Source organism: Streptomyces sp. NPDC034085 (assembly GCF_055575555.1).
This window is the reverse complement of sequence record NZ_JBVISL010000003.1, coordinates 784,757-797,364: the sequence shown is the minus strand read 5'-3', so window position 1 is coordinate 797,364 and position 12,608 is coordinate 784,757. Positions and strand designations below refer to the sequence as shown.

The 12,608-nt window shown below is 75.1% G+C and carries 14 protein-coding genes; 8 read left to right on the top strand and 6 right to left on the bottom strand.

Features of this window, described 5'->3' with window-relative positions:
- Window positions 1–6 precede the first annotated feature (6 nt).
- Complete coding sequence (locus ACZ501_RS13915) at window positions 7–501, top strand: phosphatase domain-containing protein (protein ID WP_361605466.1); 495 nt, start codon at window positions 7–9, stop codon at window positions 499–501.
- Between the two features lie 101 nt (window positions 502–602).
- On the opposite strand, the gene ACZ501_RS13910 is transcribed toward ACZ501_RS13915, so the two are convergent.
- Complete coding sequence (locus ACZ501_RS13910) at window positions 603–818, bottom strand: dodecin (RefSeq protein WP_361605463.1); 216 nt, start codon at window positions 816–818, stop codon at window positions 603–605.
- 163 nt (window positions 819–981) lie between these two features.
- On the opposite strand from ACZ501_RS13910, the gene ACZ501_RS13905 reads away from it, so the two are divergent.
- The 3 genes from ACZ501_RS13905 (at window position 982) to ACZ501_RS13895 (ending at window position 4,148) form a co-directional block, all read left to right on the top strand.
- Window positions 982–2,244, top strand: coding sequence for an extracellular solute-binding protein (locus ACZ501_RS13905; protein ID WP_468795168.1), 1,263 nt, complete (start codon window positions 982–984; stop codon window positions 2,242–2,244).
- 153 nt (window positions 2,245–2,397) lie between these two features.
- Window positions 2,398–3,192, top strand: a complete 795-nt coding sequence (locus tag ACZ501_RS13900) for a GNAT family N-acetyltransferase (protein WP_361605460.1) — start codon at window positions 2,398–2,400, stop codon at window positions 3,190–3,192.
- On the top strand, window positions 3,189–4,148 hold the full coding sequence (locus ACZ501_RS13895) for a lysophospholipid acyltransferase family protein (RefSeq protein WP_468795165.1): 960 nt from the start codon (window positions 3,189–3,191) through the stop codon (window positions 4,146–4,148). The genes ACZ501_RS13900 and ACZ501_RS13895 overlap by 4 nt, the downstream gene beginning before the upstream one ends.
- On the opposite strand, the gene egtD is transcribed toward ACZ501_RS13895, so the two are convergent.
- Genes egtD through egtA form a run of 4 tightly spaced genes read right to left on the bottom strand, consistent with a single transcriptional unit; the run spans window position 4,040 to window position 8,482 of the window.
- Window positions 4,040–5,005 carry an L-histidine N(alpha)-methyltransferase gene (egtD, locus tag ACZ501_RS13890; RefSeq protein ID WP_468795162.1) on the bottom strand — a complete coding sequence of 322 codons (966 nt, stop codon included), beginning with the start codon at window positions 5,003–5,005 and terminating at the stop codon, window positions 4,040–4,042. The genes ACZ501_RS13895 and egtD overlap by 109 nt on opposite strands.
- On the bottom strand, window positions 5,002–5,760 hold the full coding sequence (gene egtC / locus ACZ501_RS13885) for an ergothioneine biosynthesis protein EgtC (RefSeq protein ID WP_468795159.1): 759 nt from the start codon (window positions 5,758–5,760) through the stop codon (window positions 5,002–5,004). Before egtC ends, egtD begins: the two co-directional genes overlap by 4 nt.
- Complete coding sequence (egtB, locus tag ACZ501_RS13880) at window positions 5,760–7,082, bottom strand: ergothioneine biosynthesis protein EgtB (protein WP_468795156.1); 1,323 nt, start codon at window positions 7,080–7,082, stop codon at window positions 5,760–5,762. Before egtB ends, egtC begins: the two co-directional genes overlap by 1 nt.
- A complete protein-coding gene (gene egtA, locus ACZ501_RS13875; protein ID WP_468795153.1) occupies window positions 7,079–8,482 on the bottom strand; it encodes an ergothioneine biosynthesis glutamate--cysteine ligase EgtA in 1,404 nt (467 codons plus the stop codon). The genes egtB and egtA overlap by 4 nt, the downstream gene beginning before the upstream one ends.
- A gap of 107 nt (window positions 8,483–8,589) precedes the next feature.
- Here egtA and ACZ501_RS13870 point away from each other — a divergent pair, with 107 nt between their 5' ends.
- Together ACZ501_RS13870 and ACZ501_RS13865 are read left to right on the top strand one after the other, a co-directional pair.
- Window positions 8,590–9,405, top strand: a complete 816-nt coding sequence (locus tag ACZ501_RS13870) for a TIGR02452 family protein (protein ID WP_468795150.1) — start codon at window positions 8,590–8,592, stop codon at window positions 9,403–9,405.
- A 111-nt stretch (window positions 9,406–9,516) separates the two neighbouring features.
- A complete protein-coding gene (locus ACZ501_RS13865; RefSeq protein WP_361608242.1) occupies window positions 9,517–9,771 on the top strand; it encodes a hypothetical protein in 255 nt (84 codons plus the stop codon).
- Here the strand turns inward: ACZ501_RS13865 and ACZ501_RS13860 are convergent.
- Window positions 9,756–10,220: a type II toxin-antitoxin system PemK/MazF family toxin gene (locus ACZ501_RS13860; protein ID WP_361608244.1), complete on the bottom strand. Its 465-nt coding sequence runs from the start codon at window positions 10,218–10,220 to the stop codon at window positions 9,756–9,758. The two genes, ACZ501_RS13865 and ACZ501_RS13860, sit on opposite strands and share 16 nt — an antisense overlap.
- A gap of 202 nt (window positions 10,221–10,422) precedes the next feature.
- Between ACZ501_RS13860 and ACZ501_RS13855 the strand changes: the two genes are divergently transcribed.
- Complete coding sequence (locus ACZ501_RS13855) at window positions 10,423–11,082, top strand: GOLPH3/VPS74 family protein (RefSeq protein WP_468795147.1); 660 nt, start codon at window positions 10,423–10,425, stop codon at window positions 11,080–11,082.
- A 38-nt stretch (window positions 11,083–11,120) separates the two neighbouring features.
- On the top strand, window positions 11,121–12,476 hold the full coding sequence (locus ACZ501_RS13850) for a tetratricopeptide repeat protein (protein WP_468795144.1): 1,356 nt from the start codon (window positions 11,121–11,123) through the stop codon (window positions 12,474–12,476).
- Window positions 12,477–12,608 lie beyond the last annotated feature (132 nt).

Sequence of the window (12,608 nt, the reverse complement as noted above, 5' to 3'; positions counted from 1 at the left end):
GCGGCCATGACCGAGACCGCATCCCGCCGCCCGCTCGCCGTGTTCGACCTCGACAACACCCTCGCCGACACCGGTCACCGCCAGCACTTCCTGGAGCGCCGCCCCCGCGACTGGGCGGGCTTCTTCGGTGCGGCACCGGCCGATCCGCCCCTCGCCCGGGGGGTGGCGATGGCGGTGGAGAGCGCGGCCGACTGCGAGGTGGTGTACCTGACCGGCCGGCCGGAGCGCTGCCGGGCCGACACCGCCGACTGGCTGACCCGGCACGGGCTGCCCGAGGGCCGGGTGTGGATGCGCGGCGACCAGGACCGGCGCCCGGCCAGGGTGACCAAGCTGGAGGTGCTCCGGCGCATCGCCCGGGGCCGCGAGGTGCGGATGCTCGTCGACGACGACGAACTCGTCTGCCAGGCCGCCCGCGCGGCCGGCTTCCGCGTGGTCCTGGCCACCTGGGCCGCGGAGGCGCCGGAGCTGAAGGCCGCGCAGGAGGGCGAGGGCCGCACCTGAGCCGCCCCTGCGCGCGCGGTGCCGCCGGGCCGTGCCCTCGCGCGGTGCCGCCGGGCGGGCGCCCGGCCCGCCCGGCTCCCGGACGCCCGCCGACCGCGTCCTCAGTCCTCGCCGTCGAGGCGGAAGCCCACCTTCAGCCCGACCTGGTAGTGCGCGATCTCGCCGTTCTCGATGTGTCCGCGCACCTGTGTGACCTCGAACCAGTCCAGATTGCGCAGGGTCTGACCCGCCCGCGTGATCCCGTTCCGGATGGCCTGATCGATGCCCTCGTGGGAGGTGCCGACGATCTCGGTCACCCGGTAGGTGTGGTTGGACATGGGGTCTCCCGCCAGTCGTCGCTGTTGCCTTGTTCCACGGTGCCCCAGTACGGCGCCGTCCGCGAACTTTGCGTGAACAATCCCGGGTGAAAGGGGGTTGACCCACCCATTGGTCTATGCCAATTTCAAGCCATCTGAGATCCGTCCCCAGAAGGTGACCCCCGTGAAGATGCGCTTCCTCGCCGTGTGCACGGCCCTCGCGGCCGCGACCGCCCTGACCGGCTGCGGCCAGTCGGCAGGATCCGGGGGAGACTCCGAGAAGGTGACCCTGTGGCTGATGAAGGGCAGCGCGTCCGACGACTTCATCGCCAGGTTCACCGCCGACTTCGAGAAGCAGCACCCCGGCATCGACCTCGAGGTGCAGATCCAGGAGTGGAAGGGGATCGGCGACAAGGTCAACGCCGTCCTCGGCGGCAAGGCCGAGCACGGCGCCGACGTCATCGAGGTCGGCAACACCCAGGTCGCCCAGTACGTCGAGACGGGCGGCGTCTCCGAGGTCACCCTCGAAGGCCTGCGCACATGGGGCAGCAAGGACTGGCTCAAGGGCCTCTCCGACCCGGGAAGCGTCAACGGGGCCCAGTACGGCGTCCCGTGGTACGCCGCCAACCGGGTGGTGATCTACCACAAGGACCTGTTCGCGAACGCCGGGATCAAGGCCCCGCCCCGCAACCGCCAGGAGTGGATCTCGGCCACCCAGAAGCTCGACAAGGGCGACCAGCAGGGCATCTACCTGCCCGGCCAGAACTGGTACGTCCTCGCCGGGTTCGTCTGGGACGAGGGCGGCGAACTCGCCGTGGAGACGAGCGGCCAATGGGTCGGCACCCTCGACGACGACAAGGCCCTCGCCGGGATGGACTTCTACAAGCAGCTCCAGGCGCTCGGCGACGGGCCCAAGGGCGCCGACGAGGAGACGCCCCCGCAGTACGAGGTCTTCGCCCGCGGCCACGTCGCCCAGATCATCGCGCCGCCCGGCCAGGCCGCGCAGATCGAGGCCGCCAATCCGGCGCTCAAGGGCAAGCTCGGCTTCTTCCCCATCCCCGGCAAGAGCTCCGAGAAGGCCGGTTCCGTCTTCACCGGCGGCTCCGACCTGATCATCCCGGACAAGACCCGCCACCGGGCCCGCGCCGTGGACGTGATCACCGCCCTGGTCAGCGAGAAGTGGCAGACCGAACTCGCCCGCACCATGAGCTACGTCCCCAACAAGACCACCCTCGCCCGCGTGGTCGAGGGCAACGACGGAGCCGCCGCCATGGCCCCCGGCGCCGCCCAGGGCCGGGCCACGCCCAAGTCCGCGCGCTGGGCCGAGGTGGAGGCCAAGAACCCGATCAAGCCGTACATGACGGCCGTCCTCACCGGCCAGGACCCCCGCCAGGCGGCGAAGGCGGCCTCCGACACCATCAGCCAGGTCCTCAGCTCCGACCGCTGAGCCGCCCCGGACGGGTGGCGCCCGCCGAGTTCAGCCCCCGCACATCCGGGGGCCGCCGAGCGGTCATGCCGAATCCAGCCGGTCACGGAACAAGTAGAGGTGCCGGGCCCGCCACCTGCGGCCCGGCACCCCGTGCCCGGATCAGGAGCAGCCATGACCATCGCCCCCCTGTCCCCGTCCCCCCTCGCACCCCCCGCCCCGGCCGCCGCCCCCTCCGCCGGTCCCCGCTACACCGTCCGCCTCGCCCGCGACGAGGACGAGGTCCGAGCCGCCCAGCGACTGCGCCACCAGGTCTTCGCCGGAGAGCTCGGCGCCCGCCTGGAGGGGCCAGAGCCCGGCCTGGACGCCGACGCCTTCGACGCGTACTGCGACCACCTCCTGGTCCTCGACGAGGAGGGCGGGCAGGTCGTCGGAACCTACCGGCTGCTGCCGCCCGAGCGCGCCGCCGTCGCCGGACGCCTCTACTCCGAGGGCGAGTTCGACCTCTCCGCCCTCGCCCCGATCCGCCCGGACCTGGTCGAGGTCGGCCGCTCCTGCGTCCATCCCGACCACCGCAACGGCGCCGTCATCGCCCTCATCTGGGCCGGCCTGGCCCGCTACATGGAGCGCACCGGCCACAACTGGCTGGCCGGCTGCTGCTCGATCCCGCTCGCCGACGGCGGGGTGCTGGCCGCCGCCACCCGCGAGACCGTCCTCGCCCGCAACCTCGCCCCGCGGGAACACCGCGTCACCCCGCACCTGCCGTGGAGCCCCGAGGGCGTCAGCGTCCCCGGCCGCATGGAGCCGCCCCCGCTGCTGCGCGGCTACCTCCGCCTCGGCGCGTGGGTCTGCGGGGAGCCCGCCCTCGACGCCGGGTTCGGCTGCGCCGACCTGTTCGTGCTGCTCTCCCTGCGCCGGACCAACCCGCGCTACCTGAACCACTTCCTCTCCCTCGCCCCGGGCGCATGAGCAGCTGGCTGCCGGCCTCGCCCTGCACCCCCGGTGCCTGCGCCGGCCACCCCGGGAGGAGCGCGAGCGCCGCCCGCGCGGTGCTCCGGCTCGCCGCCGCCCTCGCCCTGGTCCTGCTCGCCGTGGCGGCCGCCCCGCCCGTCCGGCTGCTCCCCGCCCGGCACCGGCGCGCACTGGTCCGGGCCTGGGCGGCCGCCCTCGTACGGTCCCTGGGGATACGGGTCACCGTGCACGGGGCGCCCGGCGCGGACGGGGGCCGCCTGATCGTCGCCAACCACATCTCCTGGCTGGACGTCCCGCTCGTCGCCGCCGTCCTGCCCAGCCGGATGCTGGCCAAGAGCGAGATCGGGGCCTGGCCGGTGCTCGGGCGGCTCGCAGCCCGCGCGGGCACCCTGTTCATCGAACGCGACCGGATCCGGGCCCTGCCCCGCACGGTCGACACCCTCGCCGGCGCGCTGCTGGCCGGCGACCGGGTCACCGTCTTCCCCGAGGGCTCCACCTGGTGCGGACGCGCCCAGGGCCCCTTCCGGCGGGCCGCGTTCCAGGCGGCGCTGGACGCGCGGGTACCCGTACAGCCCGTGCGGATCGCGTACCGGCTGGCGGACGGGGGCCTCGCCGGGGCGCCCGCCTTCGTCGGGGACGACCCGCTGACCGCCTCGCTGTGGCGGATCGCCCGGGCCCGCGGCGTACGGGCCGAGGTGCGGCTGCTGCCGCGTATCCCGCCCGGCCGCCACCCCGCCCGGCGGGAACTCGCCGCGGCGGCGCAGCGGTCCGTCCACGGCGACGCCGGACGGCGCCGGCCGCCGCCGGCGGGCGCACCCGCGCGGCAGCGGCCCGCCGGCCCGGATCAGTCTCCGGCCACCGACAGGGACAGGGCGAAGCGGCCCGCCGAGTCCGTCCACCAGTGGGTCAACTCCAGCCCCGCATTGGACAGTTCCTTGCGCACGCCGTCCTGACGGAACTTCGCCGAGATCTCCGTCAGGATCTCCTCACCCTCCTCGAACGGCACCACCAGGTCCAGCGCCCGGACCTTGACCGTCACCGCCGACCGGGCCCGCAGCCGCATCTCGATCCACTCGTGCTCCCGGTTCCACACCGCCACGTGGTCGAAGCCGGCGGTGTGGAAGTCCGCGCCCAGCTCCCGGTCGATGACCGTCAGCACGTTCTTGTTGAACTCCGCCGTCACCCCCCGCGCGTCGTCGTACGCCGCCACCAGCACGGCCTCCTCCTTCACCAGGTCGGTGCCCAGCAGCAGCGCGTCCCCGGGCGACAGCATCGCCCGTACGGACGCCAGGAACACCGCCCGCTCCGGCGGCAGCAGGTTGCCGATCGTGCCGCCGAGGAACACCACCAGCCGCGGCCCCGGCGACTCCGGCAGGTGCAGCTGCCCGGTGAAGTCCGCCAGCAGCGCGTGCACCTCCAGCCCCGGATGCTCCGCCAGCAGCACCTCGGCCGCCCCCGTCAGGGCGCTCTCGCTCACGTCCACCGGTACGTACGTCCGCAGCGCGGGCATCGCCGCGATCAGGTGCCGGGTCTTCTCCGAGGAGCCGGAGCCCAGCTCCACCAGCGTGCGCGCGCCGCTCACCGCCGCGATCTCCCCGGCCCGTTCCAGCAGGATCTCCCGCTCGGCGCGGGTCGGGTAGTACTCGGGCAGCCGGGTGATCTCCTCGAAGAGCTCACTGCCCCGGGCGTCGTAGAACCACTTCGGCGGCAGCTCCTTCGGGAAGCGGGTCAGGCCGTTCAGGACGTCGCTGCGCAGCGCCTTGTCGGCCGCGTGCTCGTCGAGGGTCCGGGTCATCTGGAAATCGCTCACGGGGAGGTCTCCTTGAGGGGGGTCAGGGCGACCCGCGTGCGGGTGGCGGTCAGCAGGGTCCGGTCGGGCACTTCGCACCAGCGGGCGTCGTCGTCGTGCGGCTCGGACGCCACGACCACCCGGCCCGCCGCCGGATCGGCGAGGTACCAGAGGGAGTCCCCCCAGGCGGTCGCGGCGACGGAGGCGCCATCGGTCAGCAGCAGGTTCAGCCGGGAGCCGGGGGCGGCGCAGGACAGCTCGCGGACCGGCTCGGCCAGCGCCGTGCCCATGTCGTCGCCCTGCCGCAGCCGGTGCAGCACCAGGGCCCAGATGAGGGCCGAATCGGTGCGCGCCGCCAGCTGGAGCAGGTCCCTCGGCGGCAGGCCGGCGGCGAGCGCAGCCGCCGAGTCCGGCCAGTCCCGCACGGCCCCGTTGTGGCTGAACAGCCAGGGACCCGAGGTGAAGGGAGCAGCGGCCGCCTCCCCGTCCGCGCTGGGGAGCGTGGCATCGCGCACGGCGGCCAGGAACGCCCCGCTGCGCACGACGCGGGTGAGGTCGGCGAAGGTCAGGTCACCCCATACGGGCCCGGCGCGACGGTAGCGCGCCGGAACGGGATCGCCCTCCGCGTACCAGCCCACCCCGAAGCCGTCCGCGTTGACCGTGCCGAACCGCTGGTGGCGCGGGCGCCAGGACTGGTGGACCAGGGAGTGCGCGGGTTCGCTCAGCAGCCGCTCCAGGGCCACGGGCGGCCCGAGGTAGACGAGGTGACGGCACATCAGACGTCCCTCGCGGTGCGGAAGCCGGAGAAGATCTGCCGGCGCACGGGCAGGTCCCAGTTGCGGAAGGTGCCCCGGCAGGCCACCGGGTCCACGGCGAAGGAGCCGCCGCGCAGCACCTTGTGCGCCGGGCCGAAGAACACCTCCGAGTACTCCCGGTACGGGAAGGCGCGGAAGCCCGGGTAGGGCAGGAAGTCCGAGGCCGTCCACTCCCACACGTCGCCGATCAGCTGGCGCACCCCGAGCGGGGAGGCCCCGGCGGGATAGCCGCCGGCCCGGGCGGGGCGCAGGTGGCGCTGGCCCAGGTTGGCGTGGGCGGGGGTGGGGTCGGCATCGCCCCAGGGGTAGCGGCGGGAGCGGCCGGCGGCCGGGTCGTGGCGGGCGGCCTTCTCCCATTCCGCCTCGGTGGGCAGCCGCCGGCCCGCCCAGCGGGCGTACGCGTCCGCCTCGTACCAGCTCACATGCAGAACCGGTTCTTCATCGGGCACCGGCTCGGTCACCCCGAAGCGGCGGCGCAGCCACTGGCCGCCCTCCCGGTGCCAGAACAGCGGCGCCCCGATGTCGTGCGCCCTGATCTGCTCCCACCCCTCGGCGGCCCACCAGCGGGGCTCGCCGTAGCCGCCGTCCGCGATGAAGGCCTGGTAGGCGGCATTGGTCACCGGCACCGTGTCGATCCAGAAGGGGGCCACCTCCCGTACGTGCGCGGGCCGTTCGTTGTCCAGCGCCCAGGGCTCGGTGGAGGTGCCCATGGTGAAGGGGCCGCCCGGCACGAGGACTTCGGCCGCGGGCGGGGGAGGTCCCTGGGGCGGGTCCGGGTCCGGCGCGGCCAGCACCGGCGCACCCACCCGAAGCTGGTGCGTGATCAGCATCGTTTCGTCGTGCTGCTGTTCGTGCTGGGCGATCATCCCGAAGGCGAACCCATGGTCGAGCAGGGCCGTGCCCTCCAGCGGGGTGCGCTCCAGCAGGGCGAAGACACGGCCGCGCACCTCCGCCGCGTACCGGCGGGCCTCCTCCGGGCCGAGCAGGGGCAGCTTCGGCCGTTCGGCGCGGGGATGCTCGAAGGCGTCGTACAGGGAGTTGATCTCAGGGCGCATGGACTCCCCGCCGGCCACGCGGCCCAGCAGCCACAGCTCCTCCTGGTTCCCGATGTGCGCCAGGTCCCAGACCAGCGGGGACATCAGGGGGGAGTGCTGCGCGGTCAGGTCGCGGTCGCTCACCGCGTCGGTGAGCGCGGCGGTACGGGCCCGGGCGGTGGTCAGGGCGGCGACGGCACGCTCGCGCAGCAGCTCCGGGTGGATCTCGGGGTGGGTCTCAGTGGTCACGGGCGCGGTCCCTTCGCGGCGGGCGGCCGCCGGCGGTGTTCCCCGGCGTCGGCGGTGTCGCGGACTTCTGCGGCTGCGGCTGCGGTCGGGGCTTCGGCCGTGGCCGCGGTCGTGGTCGCTGCGCCGGTTCCGATGCCGGCTTCGGCGTCGTCCGCCGGGCAGCGGCCGCGCAGCACGTAGCGGTCGGCGAAGGCCGCGACCGCGTCCTGGACGTGCCTGCCCGCCCCCAGCCGCGGCAGCGCCTCGGCCGCCGCCCGGAAGCACACGGCGGCAGCCGTGCGCAGCTCCGGGTCGTCAAGCCCGGACCGGGCGGCGGACCGCCACAGGGGGTTGCACGGCGCGCACCGCGGCCCGTACGCGTCGGCCAGCGCCTTCACCGCCCGGTAGGCGGTCTCCGAGGCCTCCGGGTCGTCGAACAGCGCGTGCACGACCGCCACCGGGACCAGCCAGCCGTCCTCGCCCGGCTGCGCGTCGATCATCCGCAGCTCCAGGTGGCCGCGCGGCCGCACCGGCGGGAACAGCGTGGTCAGGTGGTACTCCAGGTCCTCGACGGTGGGCCGCCGCTCACCGCCGGTACGCAGCCAGTCGCGGAAGCTCAGCCCGCGCGGCACGGCCCAGGGGCCGTCTCCCGGGGACCGTACGCACATCACCTCGGTGTCCAGCGCGTGCCGGACCCAGCCGGCCCGGGGCTCGGCGTGCAGCGGCGGCGCGAGCGCCCTCCGGGGGTCGATGTCGCCCCAGATCCCCTGCCGGGCGCACCGCCAGCCCCGGTACGGGCCGTCACGGCCGGGGGAGTTGGCGAAGGCGGCCACCAGGACCGCGCCCAGCAGGTGCGCGAGGTGCCAGCGCCGGCCGTACCCCAGCGGGCCGGGCTCCTCGTGGCCGGCGTCCACGCAGACCTGCACGGAGGCGGAGCTGCGCATCATGGCGCGCCCGGCCGGGCCGGTACGGTCGAAGTAGGCCTCCATCGCGTCGTAGCGCGGGCTGGCCAGCAGGCGGCGCAGCGGCCCGCGGGGGTCCTGGCCGAGGCCGTGCAGGACGAGGCCCTGGCCGCGCAGGACGCCGCGGACGGCGGTGAGGTCGGACTGCAGGCCGTCGAGGCAGGCGGTGAGCGAGTCGGCGGGGGCCGAGCTGAGCTCCAGCTGGCCGCCGGGCTCGACGGTGAGCCGGGAGTTCAGCGGCAGGGCGCCGGCGGCCGCGTGGGCCGCGGTCAGCCGCTCGGGGGACAGCGGCAGCCAGGGCCGCTCGGCGTCCAGGACGAGCCATTCGAGCTCGGCGCCGAGAAGGCGGGGCGGACCGGTCTTGAAGCAGATGCCGTGGACCAGGTCCTCGGCGGCCCCCTCGGTCAAGGGGTCGTGTTCGGCGCTGGGGGCGGATGGAGCGGGCGAGTCCTCGGGCATCACCGGAACCTCGTCTCCTGTCGTCGGCCGTGATCTCACCCGTGCCTACCCCTCCTCGGGGGGCTAATTCCTTTGCTGCGCCCCGGCTTTGGCCCCAGGATTGCGGCGTGAGCAGCAGATTGCGGGAGATCGCGCGGGACAATGCGCTGATCGCGGCGGCCGGGGGGTACCGGACGCGGTCGGGGCGGCGGGTTTCCCTCGCCGCCGGCCTGGCGGATGCCAAGGCCGGAACCAGAATATATGGACCAAACCGGGTCATCCCAGACGGAGCGTCCGTTGGGGGAACACACCGGACGGTCTTCGAGGTCACGGGGGAGAGCAGTACGGTCGCCGCGCGACGCCTCGCGGACGGGGGCCCGGTCGCCGTCCTGAACTTCGCCTCGGCCCGCAATCCCGGGGGCGGGTACGTACGCGGGGCCAAGGCGCAGGAGGAGGCCCTGTGCCGCGCCTCGGCCCTGTACGAGACCCTCCTGGAGGCCCCGGAGTACTACGCGGTCCACCGCGCGGGAAGGAGCACCTTCTACACCGACCGGGTGATCCACTCACCCGGGGTGCCGGTGTTCCGCGACGACCGGGGCGAACTGCTGGACACCCCGTTCCGGGCCGGGTTCCTCACCTCCCCGGCCCCGAACGCGGGCACGATCCGCCGCCAGGAGCCGGACCGGGCGCACGAGATCCCCGCCGCCCTGGGCCGCCGGGCCGAGCTGGTCCTGGAGGTGGCGGCCCTGCACGGGTACGGGCGGCTGGTGCTCGGCGCCTGGGGGTGCGGGGTGTTCCAGAACGACCCGGCGCAGGTGGCACAGGCCTTCCGGGCGCTGCTGACCGGCCGCTTCGCGGGGGCGTTCGAACGGGTCGTGTTCGGCATCCTGGACCGCGACCCGCGCACCCGCGAGGCCTTCGCCGCAGCCTTCGCCGACTGCTGAGGGGGCGGTGGTGCGGAAAACGTCGGCGCCCGCCGGCGCACCGCGCCTCGCCCGCGGCAGCGTCCCCGGCCCCCCGCGCGGGGGACGGGGCCGCCATGGGAGCATCGCGGCATGCGCCTGACAGCCGACGGAACCACGCCGGTACCGCGGGCGGTCCTGGCTCGGCACCTGGAGACGGACGACGGCCACGCGTTCGAGCCGGCCGGTCCGCTCTTCCTGTTCGCCGGCGACCGGATCGCCTTCGAAGGCGGCGCGCTCGTGGTCCTGCGGGCCGACGGCCGGCGCCTGACGACGGCCGGCGGCTGGGCCACCCGCTGCCGCGGGCGGGCCGCCACCGGCCGGCCGGCGGACTACTGCCAGCCGTAGCGCTCGCGCAGGCGGTCCACCACCAGGCGGAAGCGGCCCGGATCCAGCGCGCAGGCCTCCCGCCGCATCCCCGACTCGTGCACCCGCAGCACCCGGTCCAGGTCCACCCAGGACTCCCGTCCGGCGCCGTCCCAGGGGCCGGAGCCGATCGGCACCCACTCCCGGTCGTCGTCGTGCCGCTTGCTGGAGAGCTGGACGGCGAGCAGCGTCGCCCCGCCCGCCTCACGCGCGACCACCAGCACCGGGCGGTCCTTGCCGCGCCCGTCGTTCTCCTCGAAGGGGACCCAGGTCCACACGATCTCACCCGGGTCCGGGTCCCCGTCCGGGTCGGGGGCGTACTCGGTGCGGACCGGGCCGATGGCGCCGGGATCGGCCTCGGTGGTGGCGGTGAGCCCGTCCCGGCCGGGCTGCGCGACGTGGCCGCTGCCGTGATGCGAAAGTGCCGTCATGCGGGCGAGGTTAGTGCTTCGGCCGGCGCTTCCCGCGCCGCACACGGGCTCCGCACCGCGCGTTCCCCCTCGGATTCCGGTCGAGATCGACTCGCCGTGAGCAGAGGCGGGACGGGCCGCGGAGCGGGCGGCGGGAACTTCTCCCGGACGCGGAGCGTCCTCCTGCCGAGAGGCTGATCAACGAGCGCGCGGGGGTAATGGTATGGCGGTCACGCTGGCCGAGGAGATCGTGCTGCTGTCCCTGGACGACGAGTCCGGCTCGGCACAGCAGCGGCAGGCGGCCGGCTGGGCCGTGGCGGGAGGCATTCTGCTCGAACTGGTCCTGGCGGGCCGGGTCTCCGTCACCGGCGAGCGCCTCGAGGTGACGGACACGACGCCGACCGGGGAGCCGCTCCTCGACGGCCGGGCGGCACTGATGGCCACCTGGCTGCGGGGGCGCGGCCGGCGCCGGGCGACGGACTGGCTGGCCCACGACCAGCCCAAGGCCGTCGCGGCGGCCGTGGAGGTCCTCTGCCGGCGGGGCGTGGTCGCCGAGGAGAAGCGCAAGGTGCTCGGCATGTTCCCGGTACGCCGCTACCCGGAGGCCGACGGCACGGTCGAGCGCGAGCTGCGAGACCGGCTCCGCGCCGTCGTACTGGACGGCGCGGAGCCCGATACGCGGACGGCCGGCCTCATCGCGCTGATCCACGCCGCCAAGCTGCACGCGCTGGCCTTCCCCGACGGCGAACGCAAGCGGGTCACCGCGCGGATGGCGGAGGTCGCCGAAGGCCAGTGGGCGGCCACGAGCGTCCGGCAGGCCATCCGCGACACCCAGGCGGCGATGGCCGCGGTCGCGGTGCTGACGGTCACGGCCGTCAGCTGAGGCACGGTCCTCCGGGTTCCGCCGCTAGGGTGCCGATCATGGACGCTGCCCTGCTCGACCGCCGGACCCGCACGCACGACGAATGCGTCCCGCCCGCCCTGGTCGACCGCCTCCTCGCCCTCGGGCACGCGGACGTCGTACGGGCGCAGGCCCTGGCGGAAGACGGCGACTGGTTCTGCGCCCGCGCCTGGGCGCGGCACCTCGCCCGGCGGGGCGAAACGGATGAGGCCCTCGCTGTCCTGGCCCCGTACGTCGGGACGGGCTGGGTCACCGCGGCCGAGGAGACCGCCCGGGTGCTGGAAGCGGCCGGCCGGGGCGAGGAGGCCATCAGCCTGCTGCGCCCCTTCACCCGGGACGGGGAACGGTCCGCACTGCGCGAGCTGGCGCCGCTGCTGGACCGCCACGGCCGGGGCGAGGAGGCGTACGCGCTGCTGCTGCCGCACATCGAGGACGGGCAGCTCGCCGAGGCGCTGGCCGACGTGGCAGTCGGCCTGGGCCGGGGCGACGAGGTCGCGGAACTGCTGACGGCCCGGATCGCGCCGACGGACCCGTGCGCCCGGTGCGGCAGCCCGGAGTGCAAGGTGCGCCGCGCGGGACCGTTCAACGCCGTGGCCCTCCTGGCCTCCGTACGCGAGCGCCAGGGCCGCACCGACGAGGCGGTCGAGGTGCTGCGTACGTACGGCTCCGCCCCGGTCGACGGCCGCGACCCGCTGGCCGGACTGCTGGCGCGGCACGACCGCATCGACGAACTCCGCGCCCACGCGGCGGGCGGCGACCGGCTGGAGGCGGTGACCGAACTGGCGGAGCTGCTGGAGGCCCGGGGCGACGTGACCGGCGCGGTCGAGGCCTACCGCCGGCACGCGGAGCGCGAGCGGTGGCCGCAGCCGCCGGTCCTGCTCGCGCAGCTGCTCGCCCGGCACGGCCGGGGCCCCGAGGCCATCGAGGTGCTGCGGGCGCACGACAGCTCCGACGACCACGTCCTCGGCGTACTGTGCGGGCTGTTCGCCGCCGAAGGCCGGGCCGCGGAGGGCCTCGCCCACCTGGACGCCCTCAAGGCCCGCCGGGAAGGGGAGGAACGGGAGCTGTTCCGGCTCCGCGGCCCCCTCATGGCGGCGTGCGGACGGCTGGACGAGGTGGAGCAAGCGGCCCGCGCGCACGCCGAGGGGGCAACGCCGTACGCGACGGAAGGCCTGGCCCACCTGCTGGCCTGCTGCGGGCGCCTGGAGGAGGCCGCCGCCCTCCTGGAAGCGGACCGCCTGGACCACCGTCAGGACCTCGCCCCGCTGCTGCTGGAGCTGGGCCGCGCCGAGGAGGCCGTCACCCTGCTGCGCAGCCCGCGCGCCGACGCTCCGGCACCCGAGCCGCGGGGTTACAGCGACTGCCCGCCGTTCTGAAGCCTGCCCTTGGCCAGAACCCCGCCCGACGGGCCCGAGCCGGGAGCCGAGTGACGGCATGCTGTGCGCCCGCACCGCCGGCACCGGCGCAGCGACCACCTGCGAGGGTGACGACGGCGGGCCGCTGACCGC

Excerpts from the sequence above, each read along its gene's own strand:
- ACZ501_RS13915 (WP_361605466.1), top strand. The coding sequence starts at position 7 with ATGACCGAGACCGCATCCCGCCGCCCGCTCGCCGTGTTCGACCTCGAC.
- ACZ501_RS13910 (WP_361605463.1), bottom strand. The coding sequence starts at position 818 with ATGTCCAACCACACCTACCGGGTGACCGAGATCGTCGGCACCTCCCAC.
- ACZ501_RS13900 (WP_361605460.1), top strand. The coding sequence starts at position 2,398 with ATGACCATCGCCCCCCTGTCCCCGTCCCCCCTCGCACCCCCCGCCCCG.
- ACZ501_RS13895 (WP_468795165.1), top strand. The coding sequence starts at position 3,189 with ATGAGCAGCTGGCTGCCGGCCTCGCCCTGCACCCCCGGTGCCTGCGCC.
- egtC (WP_468795159.1), bottom strand. The coding sequence starts at position 5,760 with ATGTGCCGTCACCTCGTCTACCTCGGGCCGCCCGTGGCCCTGGAGCGG.
- egtA (WP_468795153.1), bottom strand. The coding sequence starts at position 8,482 with ATGCCCGAGGACTCGCCCGCTCCATCCGCCCCCAGCGCCGAACACGAC.
- ACZ501_RS13865 (WP_361608242.1), top strand. The coding sequence starts at position 9,517 with ATGCGCCTGACAGCCGACGGAACCACGCCGGTACCGCGGGCGGTCCTG.
- ACZ501_RS13860 (WP_361608244.1), bottom strand. The coding sequence starts at position 10,220 with ATGACGGCACTTTCGCATCACGGCAGCGGCCACGTCGCGCAGCCCGGC.
- ACZ501_RS13855 (WP_468795147.1), top strand. The coding sequence starts at position 10,423 with ATGGCGGTCACGCTGGCCGAGGAGATCGTGCTGCTGTCCCTGGACGAC.
- ACZ501_RS13850 (WP_468795144.1), top strand. The coding sequence starts at position 11,121 with ATGGACGCTGCCCTGCTCGACCGCCGGACCCGCACGCACGACGAATGC.